15 protein-coding genes and 1 pseudogene are annotated in these 13,223 nt (G+C 73.0%); 7 read left to right on the forward strand and 9 right to left on the reverse strand.

Translation table 11 applies throughout. The features are described 5' to 3' along the window. Positions 1-422: 422 nt before the first annotated feature. Positions 423-698: pseudogene (locus C8N24_RS35525) on the forward strand (benzoylformate decarboxylase); the annotation flags it as partial. A 631-nt stretch (positions 699-1,329) separates the two neighbouring features. Further along, a complete protein-coding gene (locus tag C8N24_RS00555) occupies positions 1,330-2,190 on the forward strand; it encodes a phosphotransferase (RefSeq protein WP_121246761.1) in 861 nt (286 codons plus the stop codon). On the opposite strand, the gene C8N24_RS00560 is transcribed toward C8N24_RS00555, so the two are convergent. Together C8N24_RS00560 and C8N24_RS00565 are read right to left on the reverse strand one after the other, a co-directional pair. After that, positions 2,126-2,692: a DUF1707 SHOCT-like domain-containing protein gene (locus tag C8N24_RS00560; RefSeq protein ID WP_121252845.1), complete on the reverse strand. Its 567-nt coding sequence runs from the start codon at positions 2,690-2,692 to the stop codon at positions 2,126-2,128. The genes C8N24_RS00555 and C8N24_RS00560 overlap by 65 nt on opposite strands. Positions 2,693-2,744: 52 nt before the next feature. Then, complete coding sequence (locus C8N24_RS00565; protein ID WP_121246763.1) at positions 2,745-3,212, reverse strand: GNAT family N-acetyltransferase; 468 nt, start codon at positions 3,210-3,212, stop codon at positions 2,745-2,747. A gap of 26 nt (positions 3,213-3,238) precedes the next feature. Between C8N24_RS00565 and C8N24_RS34525 the strand changes: the two genes are divergently transcribed. Genes C8N24_RS34525 through C8N24_RS00575 form a run of 3 tightly spaced genes read left to right on the forward strand, consistent with a single transcriptional unit; the run spans position 3,239 to position 4,429 of the window. Then, positions 3,239-3,427: a hypothetical protein gene (locus C8N24_RS34525; protein ID WP_211339795.1), complete on the forward strand. Its 189-nt coding sequence runs from the start codon at positions 3,239-3,241 to the stop codon at positions 3,425-3,427. Continuing rightward, on the forward strand, positions 3,399-3,842 hold the full coding sequence (locus C8N24_RS00570; RefSeq protein WP_211339796.1) for an ASCH domain-containing protein: 444 nt from the start codon (positions 3,399-3,401) through the stop codon (positions 3,840-3,842). Before C8N24_RS34525 ends, C8N24_RS00570 begins: the two co-directional genes overlap by 29 nt. Further along, on the forward strand, positions 3,842-4,429 hold the full coding sequence (locus tag C8N24_RS00575) for a DUF1707 SHOCT-like domain-containing protein (protein ID WP_121246767.1): 588 nt from the start codon (positions 3,842-3,844) through the stop codon (positions 4,427-4,429). The genes C8N24_RS00570 and C8N24_RS00575 overlap by 1 nt, the downstream gene beginning before the upstream one ends. 10 nt (positions 4,430-4,439) lie before the next feature. On the opposite strand, the gene C8N24_RS33540 is transcribed toward C8N24_RS00575, so the two are convergent. The 5 genes from C8N24_RS33540 to C8N24_RS00595 all read right to left on the reverse strand — a co-directional run bounded on the left by C8N24_RS33540 (position 4,440) and on the right by C8N24_RS00595 (position 8,816). Continuing rightward, positions 4,440-4,610: a hypothetical protein gene (locus tag C8N24_RS33540; protein ID WP_170178750.1), complete on the reverse strand. Its 171-nt coding sequence runs from the start codon at positions 4,608-4,610 to the stop codon at positions 4,440-4,442. A gap of 41 nt (positions 4,611-4,651) precedes the next feature. Next, entirely contained in the window at positions 4,652-7,012 is a 2,361-nt protein-coding gene (locus C8N24_RS00580; RefSeq protein ID WP_147447524.1) for a DUF7507 domain-containing protein, read from the reverse strand. A 35-nt stretch (positions 7,013-7,047) separates the two neighbouring features. After that, complete coding sequence (locus C8N24_RS00585) at positions 7,048-7,761, reverse strand: L,D-transpeptidase (RefSeq protein WP_121246775.1); 714 nt, start codon at positions 7,759-7,761, stop codon at positions 7,048-7,050. Positions 7,762-8,098: 337 nt separating this feature from the next. After that, positions 8,099-8,320: a hypothetical protein gene (locus tag C8N24_RS00590; protein ID WP_121246777.1), complete on the reverse strand. Its 222-nt coding sequence runs from the start codon at positions 8,318-8,320 to the stop codon at positions 8,099-8,101. Between the two features lie 100 nt (positions 8,321-8,420). Beyond that, positions 8,421-8,816 (reverse strand): SpoIIAA family protein, encoded by a 396-nt coding sequence (locus C8N24_RS00595; RefSeq protein ID WP_121246779.1) that lies wholly within the window; start codon positions 8,814-8,816, stop codon positions 8,421-8,423. A 56-nt stretch (positions 8,817-8,872) separates the two neighbouring features. Between C8N24_RS00595 and lepB the strand changes: the two genes are divergently transcribed. Then, complete coding sequence (gene lepB / locus C8N24_RS00600; protein ID WP_121246781.1) at positions 8,873-9,424, forward strand: signal peptidase I; 552 nt, start codon at positions 8,873-8,875, stop codon at positions 9,422-9,424. A gap of 322 nt (positions 9,425-9,746) precedes the next feature. Here the strand turns inward: lepB and C8N24_RS00605 are convergent, their stop codons facing one another. Together C8N24_RS00605 and C8N24_RS00610 are read right to left on the reverse strand one after the other, a co-directional pair. After that, entirely contained in the window at positions 9,747-10,358 is a 612-nt protein-coding gene (locus tag C8N24_RS00605; RefSeq protein ID WP_121246783.1) for a DUF6518 family protein, read from the reverse strand. Between the two features lie 88 nt (positions 10,359-10,446). Next, positions 10,447-12,528, reverse strand: coding sequence for an SdiA-regulated domain-containing protein (locus tag C8N24_RS00610; protein ID WP_170178751.1), 2,082 nt, complete (start codon positions 12,526-12,528; stop codon positions 10,447-10,449). Between the two features lie 112 nt (positions 12,529-12,640). Here C8N24_RS00610 and C8N24_RS00615 point away from each other — a divergent pair, with 112 nt between their 5' ends. Continuing rightward, positions 12,641-13,066 carry a hypothetical protein gene (locus tag C8N24_RS00615; protein ID WP_147447525.1) on the forward strand — a complete coding sequence of 142 codons (426 nt, stop codon included), beginning with the start codon at positions 12,641-12,643 and terminating at the stop codon, positions 13,064-13,066. The last annotated feature ends 157 nt before the right edge of the window (positions 13,067-13,223 follow it).

Consider the following 13,223-nt stretch of genomic DNA (forward strand, 5'->3'; position numbering starts at 1 on the left):
GCTCGAGCACGCCGCGCGCCGGCGGACGGACACCGTGCGCAGGCGGACGTACGACCTGCTGCGCGCGCACGGGATGACGACGATCTTCGGCAACCCCGGCTCGACGGCGTTCCAGAACAAGACGCCGCTGATCGTCACCGCCGGGCAGCAGCGGCGCGACATGCTCCTGCTCGAGCCGTACCTCAGCAACGTCGACGCCACGGCCCTGCGTGAAGTGGGCGTACGAGCCGACGCGCCCGCAGGACGTCCCCGCGGCGATCGAGCGTGCGATCGCCGTCGCGCAGCAACCGGCGGCCGGCCCGGTGTTCTTCTCCCTGCCGCTCGACGACTGGGACGAGCCGGCCGGCGGGAGCGCCGTCGTGCGGACGGTCGCGACCCGTGTCGCGCCGGACCCCGTGCGGCTCGGCGCGTTCGCGGACGCCGTGGGGCAGGCGGCTGCGCCGGTCCTGATCCTCGGTGCCGGCGTCGCGCGCTCACAGGGCTGGGAGGCGGCGATCACGTTGGCGGAGGCGCTCCGGGCGCCCGTCTGGACGGCGCCGGCCTGCGAACGCACGCCGTTCCCGGAGGACCATCCACTCTACGCGGGCGTGCTGCCGTTCGCGATCGGCCCGCTCGCCGAGCAGCTCCGCGGGCACGACCTCGGCCTGGTCGTCGGTGCGCCGGTGTTCCGGTACTACCCGTACGTGCCCGGCCCGTACGTGCCCGCGGGGATGCGCCTGCTGCACATCTCCGACGACCCGGGGAGACGGCGAGGGCGCCGGTCGGCGACAGCCTGGTCGGCGACCGGCGCCCTCGCGCTCGACGCGCTCGTCGAGCGCCTCGCCCGCCGCCGGAGCACCGCACCGGTGGCGCAGCCGCGCCGCTCGCGTCGAGCCGGGTCCCCGGATGGCTCACGCCGTGGCGGGCTGACGCCGGCGCCGGTCTTCGCCGCGATCGACGAGGTCCGGCCGCCGCACGCGGTGCTCGTGGAAGAGAGCCCGTCCAGCCACCGCGAGCTGCAGGCGGCGTGGCCGATCACCGAGCCGGACATGTCCAGCCCGGGCAGGTCCAGGCCGGGGACACCGGGCGTGTGCTCGAGTGTGGACGGCGGCGCGAGCCGGGCTGCCCGTGCTGGTCGTCGTCATGCGCAACGGGGACTACGCGATCCTGAAGGCGTTCGCCGAGCATCGTCTCGATCGCACGGGGGTTCGGCTGCGAAGCGCATCGGCTCGACGACCTCGGCGCGATCCGGCGAGCGGTCACGGACGCGCCGGGCAAGGCCGTCCCGACCGTCCTCGAGATCCCGATCCGCGCAGCGCCCACGCCGTTGCTCTGACACCATCGCGTGCCGTGCACGCCTCGACGGTCAGCCGCGCGGTGGAGGCCGCGTCGGCGGTCGCGGCCGCGCAAGGCCTGCGCGTGACCGACGCCGTCCCCGTGGGGACCGGCAGCAACGTCATCGTGCACCTGCGCCCGGCGCCGGTCGTCGCCCGCGTCATGACCGGCACCGTCGTCCTGCACCGCGACCCGCGCGCGTGGCTGGCGCGCGAGCTCGACGTCGGGAGGTTCCTGGCCGGTCGCGCGCCTGTGATCGCGCCGACGGAGGAGGCCGACCCGGGTCCATACGAGCACGACGGCCTGTGGCTGTCGCTGTGGGAGCACGTGGACGTGCGCGCGGTCCCGCCGGCCGCGGCCGAGACCGGGCGGGCGCTGCGCGACCTGCACGACGCGCTGGCGCAGTACCCGCGAGCGCTGCCGCCGCGATCGGCGGTGCTGGAGGAGATCGACTGGCTCCTGCGCGCCCTGGGCGACGACGGCTCCGACCTCGCCGCCGAACGCGACCGGCTCGCCGACTTCATCCGCAGCCAGCACGACGCGCCCGGCCAACGGCCGTTGCACGGCGACGCCTCCTTCTCGAACCTGCTGGCCACCGCCGACGGCCCGCGCTGGAACGACTTCGAGGACGTGTGCGTCGGTCCGGTCGAGTGGGACGTCGCAGGCGTGCTGGCGGACGCCCGCGAGCGGCACGGCTCGGCGTTCGCCGCCGAGGTGCTCGCGGCCTACGGGAACCGCTGCGCTCCCGACGCGCTCGCGCGCGTCGACGCGGTGCACGCGCTGTACGGGACCCTCTGGCGGCGGTACGCGATCAGGTCGCGAGCCGGGCGAGCGCGGCCCGAACCCGCTGCGGAGCCACGCCGTAGACCTCGATGAGGCTGTGGTCGCCACGATCGGCCATCGCGATCGTGACCGTGGTCGGCGTGACGATCCCGGTCCGCACCATCAGCTCGGCGAAGTCCGATCCCTTCCGCCGCAACACGAGCCGGTCCGGCCTGCGCTCGACGATCTCGTACCCGTCCTCGTGGAAGACCGGGACGATCTGCTCCATCACCTGCCCTCCGGCATGACGCGGGTTCGCGGGCCCGCGCCACTGGATCGAGAACGGCAGGTCGCCCGCCATCGCCGGCCGGCAACCCAGCAGTGGCGGGGCCGCAGGGTACGCGGGCGGCGGATGGACCGGAGGCGGCGCCGGCCGGATCGGCGCGATCGGGAGGTCGTCGACGAGCGCCGCGAGCTCGCCGCGCGTCGTCGCGGCGTACGCGGCCCCGGACCGACGCTCCAGATCCTCGACCGTCAGACGCCCCTCGGCGGCCGCCGCGCCCAGCAGGCGGACCACGTGCTCACGTTCCGTGTCTGACGCCCGCGTGCGATCCATCGCGACGAACACGGTACGCGCTCGTGGACCGAGTTGGCCGCGACGGCGCTCGCTAGTCCAGTGCGTAGGACACCGTGCGCGCGTCTTCGTGCGTGACCCGGAAGCCGGCTCGTTCGAGCGCGCGCCGGGACGGCCGGTTCTCGCGCAGCACGCCGCGCGCGACCACCTGTCGCACATCGGGTTGCCGTCGCAGCGCCTGCGCGGCCGCCCGCACCAGCTCGGAGCCGTATCCACGGCCGCGATACGCCGCCGACAAGCCGTAGCCGAGCTCGACGCGACCGTCGGCGTCCGGTGCTCCGTGCACGCCGCAGTCACCGATCACGACGCCGTCGACGACGACCAGCCAACCGGGCGCGTGCCCGAGCCGAAGCGCCATCCGGAGCCCGTCGCACGTGTCGTCGTGTGGCCAGCCGTCGCCGGCCTCGACCTGCGCGACGTCACCGTTGACGATCGCCTCGGCCACGGTCCGGCCGATCGGTTCGAGCGTGAGCCGCTCGGTGACGACGCGTTCGAAGTGCACGGGCGTGCGAAGGGTACGCTTCGGCGATGGGACGTTTCATCGCCGATGTCGTCTTCGCCGTCGAGCTCGAGGACGTCACCGAGGGCGGGCGACGGCTGCACGAGCTGTCCACCCTCGCCGCGACGCTCGGCTTCGAGCTGCAACGCGGCCAGGTCCGCGAGGAGCATCCGTCCGAACCGCCGCAGAGTGACTGGACGGCCTACGCCCCCGAGTAGCCGGCCGGACGTCATCGCGTTCGGCTTCCCGGGTCCGCTGCGCGACACGCTCGTGGCGGCGGTCCTGTCCGGCAAGAAGACCGCGACCTCGGCGCTGGCGATCGAGTGGGAGCTCGAAGGCGCAGCGATTCCCCGCGTCGGGCAGCGCTTCACGGTCGTCGACTCGGACGAGCGGCCGGTCGGCCTGATCGAGACGACGGCGGTCGAGGTCATCCGGCTCGGCGACGCCGACCTGCGGCTCGCCCACGACGAAGGCGAGGACTTCGAGGACGTCGCCCAGTGGCGCGCCGACCACGAGCGCTTCTGGAACGACGAGGTGATCCCGACGCTTCCCGAGGGCGCCGTCCCCGGGCTCACCGACGACACGGAGATCCTCGTCACCCGGTTCCGCCTGGTGACGACCGGCGACCGGTGATGGACCGCACGCGGGCGTCGGACACGGAACGCGAGCGGGTCGTCGAGCTGCTGCGGGAGGCGGCGACGCGCGGTCGGATCGGGTTCGAGGAGCTGGAGGAGCGCAGCGCGGCCGCGTACTCGGCAGCGACGCGGAGCGAGCTGGCGGCGTTGATCGAGGATCTGCCCGCTTCGAGGCGGCCGCCGGTCCCTGAGCCTCCGAGCGACGGCTGGGAGCCGGCTCCGGGCCCACCGGCGGTCCCCACCGCAGCCGGGCCGCGCCACCGCGCGGTGGCGCCACCGCCCTGGGTGAAGCCGTGGCCGGGGCTTCGCCCGTGGCTTCCGGGCCGCCAGATGTTCTCCGCTCGCTGGAGGACGCCGGCCGACCCGCGCCACGCGGGCCGGATCATCACCGACCACGTCGTGCCGCTGTTGCGCCGGGAGTCCTACGCCGTCGTCCACCGCACGCTCGACGAGCTGGTGCTGCAGAACGACCGCGAAGACACGGTGACCATCGAGATGAGCCGTCACCGCGACCACACGGAGACGCACGTCTGGGGTGTCGCGCCGCGCTCGGTGCGTCACGGCCTGGAGCAGCTGTCCCGCTGACGCGCTCGTCTCAGTCGAAGTCGAAGATGCTGTTCTTGTCGTAGAAGGTCAGGACATAGCGGCACTGGGTGCAGATCAGCAGCACCTTGATGTGGGTCGAGAAGCCCCAGCGGGTGTCGGTGCGCTCTTCTTCGCGGTCGTATTCCGGGTTGCCGCACAGCGGGCAAGGCGGGAGGTGCATGCACGCGAAAGCTAGCGATGCGGCGTCGGCTGACGCGGCGCTCACCCTGTCACGCGCGGACGCTGCGATGCGCGGCCGCAGACGACGATCGTCCGACGCAGGGTGACCGGAGCCGTCGCCGAGCCTTCCTCGAAGGTGACGCGCACGGTGAGCACGTGACGTCCCGGCGCGAAGATCCGGTTCAGCGGGCGCACGCTGCGCTGCAGGAGGCGGACGGTCCGGAGCGCGATGCGGCGCCCGTCGACCCGCACGGCGAGCACGCGCATGCGCTGGCCCGTGAGCCGGATCTCGGACGCGCGCCGGATGCATCGCGCGCTGCTGGCGGCGATGCCGGCGATCCCGCCCGCTCCGGCGTCCGGCACGTCCGGCCCCGGCGGCACGAACGGAGGCAGCGGCGCGAGCGGCGGGCCGGGGAGCGGCGGAACCGGGGCGGGCGCCGGCTGCGGCGCCGGAGGCGACGGCGGGTCGGGCGGCAGCGGCGGCTCCGGCGGCACGTCCGGGCACTCGACGGTGGTCGTCACGGACGCGTCGTCGGTGACCGTGATCTCACCCGTGGAGCCGGACGCGGTCGCGTCGTTGGTGACGCTGCGCACCTCGCACTCGTCACCGGCCGGCGCCGTCGCGTGCGTGCACGCGTACGTCCACGTGTCCTCCGGGTCGAGCGTGCCGGGTGACCGGTCGCCGTTCTTGCTCGTCAGGCGCGGCGGGTCGTCGCACCGCGGGTCGGTGACGCCGACGCTGCTCGCGCCGAGCGGCAGGTCGCCCGGGTTGGTGACGTAGAAGCGATAGTCGAGCGTGTCCCCGGCCTGGGCGAGCGCCGGCCCGGTCTTCTCGATCGCGATCCCGGGCGCGCCGGCGCGTGCGTTCACGAACGTGCACAGCCCGTGGTCGCCGGCCCGCAGGCGGAGCCCGGTCCATGAGGCGCCCGAGCGCAGGACGCCGCGCCGGGTGGTCACGGCTCGGCAGGTCACGGTCGACGTGTACAGCGCGGCGTCGGTGCCGGCCACGGCGGACTCCTGGACGGCGTACGTCCCCGGTCGGAGCGCCAGCGTGATCGTGTCACCGTCGCCGGCGGCCGCCACCGCCGTCACGCCGTTGACGATCAGGTCGAAGCGCCCCGGGTCGTCCGACGGCCACAGCTGCTTCTCGAGGGTCAGGGTCGCGGGCACCCAGTTGCCGAAGTCGCGGCCCCCGGCGTTCGGCGTCGCCTCGGGATCGATCGGTCCCCACCCGCAGGCGAAGATCCCGCCCGGCCCGTCGGCGAAGCCGCCGACCGTGCTCGCGTTGGGGAACGAGCACGTCCAGCCGATGGGCGTCGAACGACGACGGTCGCTGGTCGCGAGCGTCTCGCGCAGGCGGTACGGCCGCGTGATGTCGTCGATCACGTACTCGCCGTCCTCGTCGGTGACCGAGAAGGGCTCGTCCGGGTCGCGCACGCCGTCGTCGTCGTAATCGGCCCAGACCAGGAACCGCGGCAGCCCGGGCTCACCCGCGTCGCGCACGCCGTCGGCGTCGAGGTCGAAGAACTTCGTGCCGGAGGCTGAGCACGTGCGGACGCTGACCCGTCGCGGCGCGACGTAGTCGTTGAGGTTCGACGTCTCCGACACCGACGATCGCGAGTGCATCCAGATCGAGCCGAACGCGAGGCAAGAGTCACCGAACGCCGCGTCGATCAGCCGCCCGAGGTCGAGCGCGGACTCGCTGAACGCGAACGGGGTGATCGGCGAGCCCGGGGCGTACGCGCCCGGCAAGCGGCTGGTGATCTGTGCCGGGTTGACCGCGCCCTGCGCGGTGCCGGCGGGGATGTCGGTCATCCGCTCGACCGTGCCGCGCCGCGCGCAGCCCGTGGCGGCGTCGGCCTGGGTGGTCTTCCAGCGGAAGAGCGCGAGCTCGATCGCGTTGCCGTGCGGCAGCGTCGACAGCAGCAGGTCGCCGGTCGTCCGGCACGGGATCCGCGCGCGCCCGTTGTCCCACAGCCGCGTGTCGCGGTTGAGCTCGAAGGTGATCGCCGCGGTCCCGGTCGCGTCCGAGCGTGCGAACCCGAGGTACAGGAACGTCTTGGCCGCCGGCTGGTCCACGGCCGACCACGCGTCGAGGATGTTGTCCTTGCCGGGCGACGCGCCGCCCGACGTCGTGGTGAGGCCCCACTCCCCCGGCTCGAGGACCTTCGATCCGCCGGTGAAGATGGTGTCCTGCGCGTTGGGATCCGCGTTGTGCACGACGCGCCCCGCCGCATGGAGGCCCTGCCAGTCGACGTACCGGTCGGTGTCGTCCTGATCGCCGTCCCCGCCCTGGAACGTGCTCCCCGCCAGTGGCGTGGGCCCAGAGGGCACGATCGACGCGTTCGCGGCGGGTGCCGCTGCGAGCGCGAGGATCGCTGCCACCACTGCCCGTGCCGCCATCGCGCGAGCCTCGCAAGTCTGGGCGACGTTCCGCCTCATCCGGAGTGGGTGAGTCGGACGGGCGTCCCCGGAACCGCGGCGGCGCCGATACGCCGGACGATCCCGCTGATCGCCGGGTTCGAGAGGCGCACGCAGCCGTGGCTGGCCGCGCCACCGAGCGGGTCGCGCAGGCTCGCGCCGCCGCGGCCGTGCACCGCCACCCGTCCGTCACCGCCGTCGAAGCGCTCGAGCACGTCGCTGTGCGCCGTGAGCGAGAGCACCCAGCGGCCGAGGAAGTCCGAGTCGCGCCCGCGGTAGGCGTCGGTGAACGCGAACAGCCCGCGCGGCGTCGGCGTGCCGGATGCCCCCACCACCGCCCGGTAGCGCCGGACGGGCTTGCCCGCGCGCAGGAGCGTGACCGTCCGCTGCCGCAAACCGATCTCGATCCGCCACGGCGTCGGGGACACCGTCACGCGGTCCGCCGCGATCCAGCCGGCGGCGTCGTTCGGGCGGGCCGGCAGCCGGACCCGCAGCCAGCAGCGGCCGCCCGCGTCGCGCGCGACGGCGAGCACCAGGAGCGCGCCGACACGATCCGGCGCGAGCGAGCCGCGAACCGGGCCGCCGGGGTGCGCGCTGACGGGTGTGCGCGCGAGCAGCTCGGCGCGCCATGCCTGGGCGCGGGAAGGCCCGCTCACACCACAGTCCGCGCGTGCGGCGGCGGGAGCGGCGAGCAGCGCGCATCCGAGAAGCCCGGCGACCAGGAGCCGCATCGGTCAAGCGTGCGCGCTCCGCGGGTGAGGTCGCCTCACCCGCGCGAGGCGAGCGCGGGCGGGGGTGTGGCTGGCACCACCTGGCGGGCACGACCAGCCACACCTGCAGACGCCAGCCTGCTCCCCGGAACCGACCCGTCCCCGCTGGCAGAGTTCTCAGTGTCAACAGACACTCTCCAGACCGAAGACCCAGGACCCTCCTCTCTCTCCTCCTCCAGTCGTCCAGCGCGCGCCCCTCTCCTCCCCAGGAACGCACTCGCTCTCAAGACGACGCCGGCCTGAAGACGCGAAACGAAATCATCGGCCCCGCCTGACCAGCGGGGCCGAGTTCGTTCCGCTAGCAGAACCCGGCCTGCCGCAGCCCGTCGAGGACCAGCCCGGCGAACCAGTCGTGCAGCTCGGCTCGGGGAACGACCTCGCGCGACCAGTTGACGATCGCTGCGCCGTGGTTGGCCCCACGCGCACCCGCGCCGAGCCCGTGCTCGCCCGGGACCACGTACAGCCAGACGGCGAAGTGCCCGCGCCGGTGGTCGAAGCTGACGAACCGCTCGAGGCGCATCCGAGCAGCGCCGTCGACGCGTGGTCGCAGCCCCGCCGGCATCCCCCGCACACCCGCAGCGCGGTGCGGTCGGCGCACGCCTCCGCCCACGCGTCGAAGGTCACAGGGCGTCGCGCTGCCCGGTCTGACGCGCCAGCCACGCCTCGGCCTCAGCGCGGTCCGTGGTCGAGAAGACGCGGATCGTGCCGGGGACGAGCCAGCCGAACAGCGGGATCGAGCGGCGCAGCCAGTCGATGTCGGTGACGACCGCGAAGAAGGACTCGACCGACCGCTGCTTGGAGCCGAGCCGCGCGGCCGACTTGAGCTCGTTCAGCAGCGGCCCGGGCTCGACGCCCTCGAAGTCCTGGATGATGGCGAGGGCGCGGATCGGCCCGCCCCGCGCGATCGTCTCCGCGATCGGCGGCAGCAGCGTCTCGCGGAAGTCCGCGTGGGTCAGCCGGCCCGAGATGGCGAACGCCAGCGTGCCGGGGGCCTGCGCCTCGATCACCGTGACCATGCGAAGACGGTAGCCACGGTCTCGGCGATCCACGATCCGGGTACCAACAGCGATCGATGCTGCTTGCGCTCTCGCTCGCCGCCGCCACGGCGCTCACCCCCGCCTCGTCGACGGAGCGCTTCGTCATCAAGAGCACGAACATGTCCCCACGGCTGGAGGTCAACCAGCGGGTGGAGTTCGACCTGGCCGCATACGCGAACCAGGAGCCGAAGGTCGGGGACATCGTCCTGCTCCATCCCCCGGTCGGTGCCGCCGAGGAGCGGTGCGGGAACCGGCCCAAGCCGCGTGCCGCGTGCACGAAGCCGTACGGCGGCCCGGACACGTCGGTGCGGTTCGTGGATCGCGTCGTCGCCGTCGGCGGGGATCGGATCAGCTTCCGGCGCGGGCGCGTCGTGCGCAACGGCACGCTCGAGACCCGCAAGCTCGTCCGTAGCTGCAGCGACGTCGACGCGTGCTCGTTCCCGCGCACGATCACGGTGCCCGAGGGCCACGTCTACGTCGCCGGTGACAACCGCGGCGGCTCCGACGACAGCCGCTTCTGGGGCGCGCTCCCGATCGATCAGGTGCTCGGCCGCTACGTGCGGACCGCAGGCACGTGCGGCTGCTGAGCGGCGCACCCGCTTTACCTCAGCGCGTCGGCCGGACTCGCAGGGTGCGGTTTGCCTCACCCGGTAGGCACGACCAGCCACACCTGCAGACGCCAGCCTGCTCCCCGGAACCGACCCGTCCCCGCTGGCAGAGTTCCCAGTGTCAACAGACACTCTCCAGACCGAAGACCCAGGACCCTCCTCTCTCTCCTCCTCCAGTCGTCCAGCGCGCGCCCCTCTCCTCCCCAGGAACGCACTCGCTCTCAAGACGACGCCGGCCTGAAGACGCGAAACGAAATCATCGGCCCCGCCTGACCAGCGGGGCCGAGTTCGTTAAAGGCGTTCAGAACGCCTGGCTGTAGACCAGCGTCACCAGCATCGCGCCGGCCAGCCCGAGCGGGACGGTGAGCGCGAACCACCGGTAGGCCCGGCGGCTGAGCCCGACGGCGAGCAGCGCGCCGATCGCGAGCCATAGCGCCGCCGTGTCGTAGTAGCCGAGCTCGTGCGCGTAGGTCCAGAGGCCTTCGGCGAAGAAGACGGCGGGCAGCAGGGTCGCTCCCAGCCCGTCCGGTCGAGCCCGCCAGTGGTGACCGGCGAGCCCGAGAAGCGGTCCGCCGACGGCGGCGCACGCTGTCCAGAAGACGACGAACGACGCGCCGGCGGAGAAGCCGCGCAGCTCCGCGGTCACGTAGTAGCCGACGACCTGCAGCGCACACGCGGCCAGCCCTGCCGCGCCCGCCCCGCGGGCGGTGCGCATCAACGCCCCGAGGAAGAACGGCGCCACCAGCCACGCCCCGACGGAGTTGACCAAGGCGTTCCACGCCCCGTCGAGGTGCGCCTGCCCGAAGGACGTCAGGCAGCCGATCGCGAGCCCGACTCCCACGACCAGCGCCACCCGCGCGCGCACGTCCCGCACCGGGGTCGCCGGCGCCGTCCAGATCAACTTCGTCGTCACGCCTCCAGCCTGGCGAGGCGACCGCGACGATGTAAGGGGGAATCGCCCGGAGGCGGCTCCGGGATGTCCCGGAGCCGCCCCCTCGCGCTCATGGGTTCGTCGTCGACAGCGTGAAGGTCACCGTCTTCGCGTAGGTGCCGGTGCGCAGCGGCTCCTTCTCCCCGATCGCCTGCTTGAGGCCGAGCGTGACCTCGTCGCGGGAGACGGGCGCCGCGTACGTGCGCAGCGTCGTCGGCGTGGACGTGACGGGCGCGTACGTGCCGTCGCCCGCGCGGACCTGCAGCGGCTGGGCGAGCGTGTAGGAGCCGTTGACGAGCCGGCCCGGCGCGGTGGTCGCGGTGTCGGCCACGGACAGCGCCGCGTCACCCGCGGTGGAGGTGACGGTCGCGGTCGTGGTGGCGAGGTAGTCCTGCGCCACGCCGGCGACGAACGGCGCGAACACGGCCGGCAGGCCGAGCGTCAGGCCGAGCTGCGGCGGCACGGTGCCGGAGACCACGCCCGGCGTGGTCGCCTCGCGGTACGGCGCGGCGATCCGGCCCGGCGAGCCGGTCTCGCCCGCCACCGTCCACGCGCCGTTGACACCGGCCACGCTGAGCTTGACGCCGTCGACGTTCTCGAACGTGAACCCGGTCACGGCGGGGCCGAAGCTGAAGCCGCTCACGCGCGTGCCCGAGGCGTCGAACACGTTGACGGCGTCGCCGTCCGTCGACAGGCCGATGCCCGAGCCGCTGTAGAAGCCGATCTTGATCTCCGGGCCGAGCTGCCAGGAGGCGCGCAGCGCCGCCGCCGTGGCGGCCGTGCCCTCGACGAACAGGACCGACTCACCCGGCGCGATCGACGTGACGCCGTTCAGCGCGAGCGCCGAGGCGAACGCGTTGGAGCTGTCGTCGACCTTCCAGCCGCTGACGTCCACGGCCGTCGTACCGCGGTTGGTCACCTCGAACCAGTCGGCGCGGTACGGGCTGTTGCCCGAGCTCCACGGCGACGCCTCGGTCACCGCGATCGTGGACACGCTCACCGTCAGCGTCGCGCTCGTCGCGTCCGGCGTCGCGCCCACGGAGACGTCGTCGACGGTCACCGCCACGCTGATGCTCACGCGGTCCAGCGGGGCGCCGGCCTTCAGGTACAGGGCGGTGCCGTCGAGCTCGAAGAACGCCGCGTCGGCGCCGGCCACCGCCAGCGTGTTGGTGCCCTGGCCGTCGTCGGAGACGGACACGTCGGCGATCTTCACGCGCGTCGCGGTGCTCGACACCGACGTCACGGCGTTGGTCAGCGCCACGCCGGTCGGCGCGGCGTTCGGGCCGCTCGCGGGCGCGTACACCCACAGCTGCGGATGGTCGACGTCGCCGCCGCCGTTCTCGTTGGTGACGTAGATGCGGCCGGCGCGGTCCATGGTCACGCCCTCGTGCCCCTCGTCAGCGCTGCCGACCGTCAACGAGCTCGTGACCGTGCCCGCGCGCGTGACGTTCAGCAGCTTCCCGCTCTCCTGGCTGAGCAGGAGCAGCGAGCCGTCGGCCTGCGCGAACACGTCCGCGACGTCCGAGACGCCCAGCGCCGTCGTGTCGAACAGGCTGGGGACGTCGACGGCCTCGGGGGAGCCCACGGTGGCCGTCCCCGCGGCCCAGTCCACCGTCGTCTGGAACACGCCGATCGGGTTGAGCTCCTTGACGACGACGTAGCCGCCGGAGAACGGATCGCTCGAGAGGCCCTCGAACCCCTCGTTGCCGATCGTCGTGCCGAGCTTGACGCCCTGCGTCTGCGCGCGCGTGAGCGTCGTGCCCGCCGCGTACGTGAAGCGCACGAGCCGGCGCTCGCGCTCCTCGGCGAGCACGAACTGGCCACCGCCCACGTACGTCAGCCCCTCGACGTCGTCGAAGGCGCCCGGGGCCAGCGTCATCGAGTCGATCAGCTGGCCGGTCTTGCTCACCTGCACGATCGAGGTGCTCTCGTCGCCGACGACGAACAGCGAGTCCGTGTCCGGGTCGTAGGTGACGGCCGACACCTCCTTGGCGAGCAGGCTGCCGGCCGGAGGGGTGGTGCGCGTGGGCTCGGGCAGGTCGTAGCGCCCGATGCGCGTGTAGGTGGAGAGGTCAACCGCCGCGATCGCGTTCGCGGGAGCGGCCAGCGCGGCCGCCCCGACGACAGCGGCGAGCACACGCCGAATGGTCATGCTGCCGACCCTATGCGCGGGAATCTGGCCCGTTGTGAAGGAGTTGTTCCCGCAAATCTCAGGGTCGCGACCCGATTGACCGGGCCGCTCAGGGCCGATTAGGTTCCGCCGCGTGACCCGACTCTCCCGCATGCTCGTCATCGCCACCGCCGCGACGCTCATCGCCGCCCCGGCCGCGTCCGCCCAGAGCGCGCCCACCCTCAGCGCGCCGTCCAACGGCAAGGCGCTCAAGCGCGGCGTCGCCTTCACGTTCAAGGCCAAGCTGGACACGTCGTCGGAGGCCTCGGGCGTCTTCCTGGTGGTGTCCAAGTCCAAGAAGCTCGACGACACCGGCATCCTCGACGGCAAGGCCTACATGCGCGAGATGAAGGGCAGCGGCGGCTCGTACTCCAAGAAGACCGACAAGTACCCGGCGCTCTCGGACTACTTCCTCAACCGGCCCGGCAAGTACTACTGGCAGGCGTACGCGATCGACTGCAGCGGCGGCACCGAGGACTGCAACGTCGAGAGCCCGGTCCGCTCGTTCCGCATCAAGTAGCGGGGTGTTGAGAGACCTCAGCGCCTGAGCTGTCGCACTTCCGCCCACCCCCCTTGCAGGGCCGGGTGGGCTTCAGTTCACTCTCACGCGGGCCTCCGTTGAGGGACGGAGGAAAACCGAGCAGTGGAGGGCTGTACATGCGACGACACGGTCGATG

The sequence above is a fragment of the Solirubrobacter pauli genome (genome assembly GCF_003633755.1).
In the GTDB taxonomy this organism is placed as follows: Bacteria; Actinomycetota; Thermoleophilia; order Solirubrobacterales; family Solirubrobacteraceae; genus Solirubrobacter; species Solirubrobacter pauli.

Excerpts from the sequence above, each read along its gene's own strand:
- C8N24_RS00560 (WP_121252845.1), bottom strand. The coding sequence starts at position 2,692 with ATGGATCGCACGCGGGCGTCAGACACGGAACGTGAGCACGTGGTCCGC.
- C8N24_RS34525 (WP_211339795.1), top strand. The coding sequence starts at position 3,239 with ATGGGACGTTTCATCGCCGATGTCGTCTTCGCCGTCGAGCTCGAGGAC.
- C8N24_RS00575 (WP_121246767.1), top strand. The coding sequence starts at position 3,842 with ATGGACCGCACGCGGGCGTCGGACACGGAACGCGAGCGGGTCGTCGAG.
- C8N24_RS33540 (WP_170178750.1), bottom strand. The coding sequence starts at position 4,610 with ATGCACCTCCCGCCTTGCCCGCTGTGCGGCAACCCGGAATACGACCGC.
- C8N24_RS00580 (WP_147447524.1), bottom strand. The coding sequence starts at position 7,012 with ATGGCGGCACGGGCAGTGGTGGCAGCGATCCTCGCGCTCGCAGCGGCA.
- C8N24_RS00585 (WP_121246775.1), bottom strand. The coding sequence starts at position 7,761 with ATGCGGCTCCTGGTCGCCGGGCTTCTCGGATGCGCGCTGCTCGCCGCT.
- C8N24_RS00590 (WP_121246777.1), bottom strand. The coding sequence starts at position 8,320 with ATGCGCCTCGAGCGGTTCGTCAGCTTCGACCACCGGCGCGGGCACTTC.
- C8N24_RS00595 (WP_121246779.1), bottom strand. The coding sequence starts at position 8,816 with ATGGTCACGGTGATCGAGGCGCAGGCCCCCGGCACGCTGGCGTTCGCC.
- lepB (WP_121246781.1), top strand. The coding sequence starts at position 8,873 with ATGCTGCTTGCGCTCTCGCTCGCCGCCGCCACGGCGCTCACCCCCGCC.
- C8N24_RS00610 (WP_170178751.1), bottom strand. The coding sequence starts at position 12,528 with ATGACCATTCGGCGTGTGCTCGCCGCTGTCGTCGGGGCGGCCGCGCTG.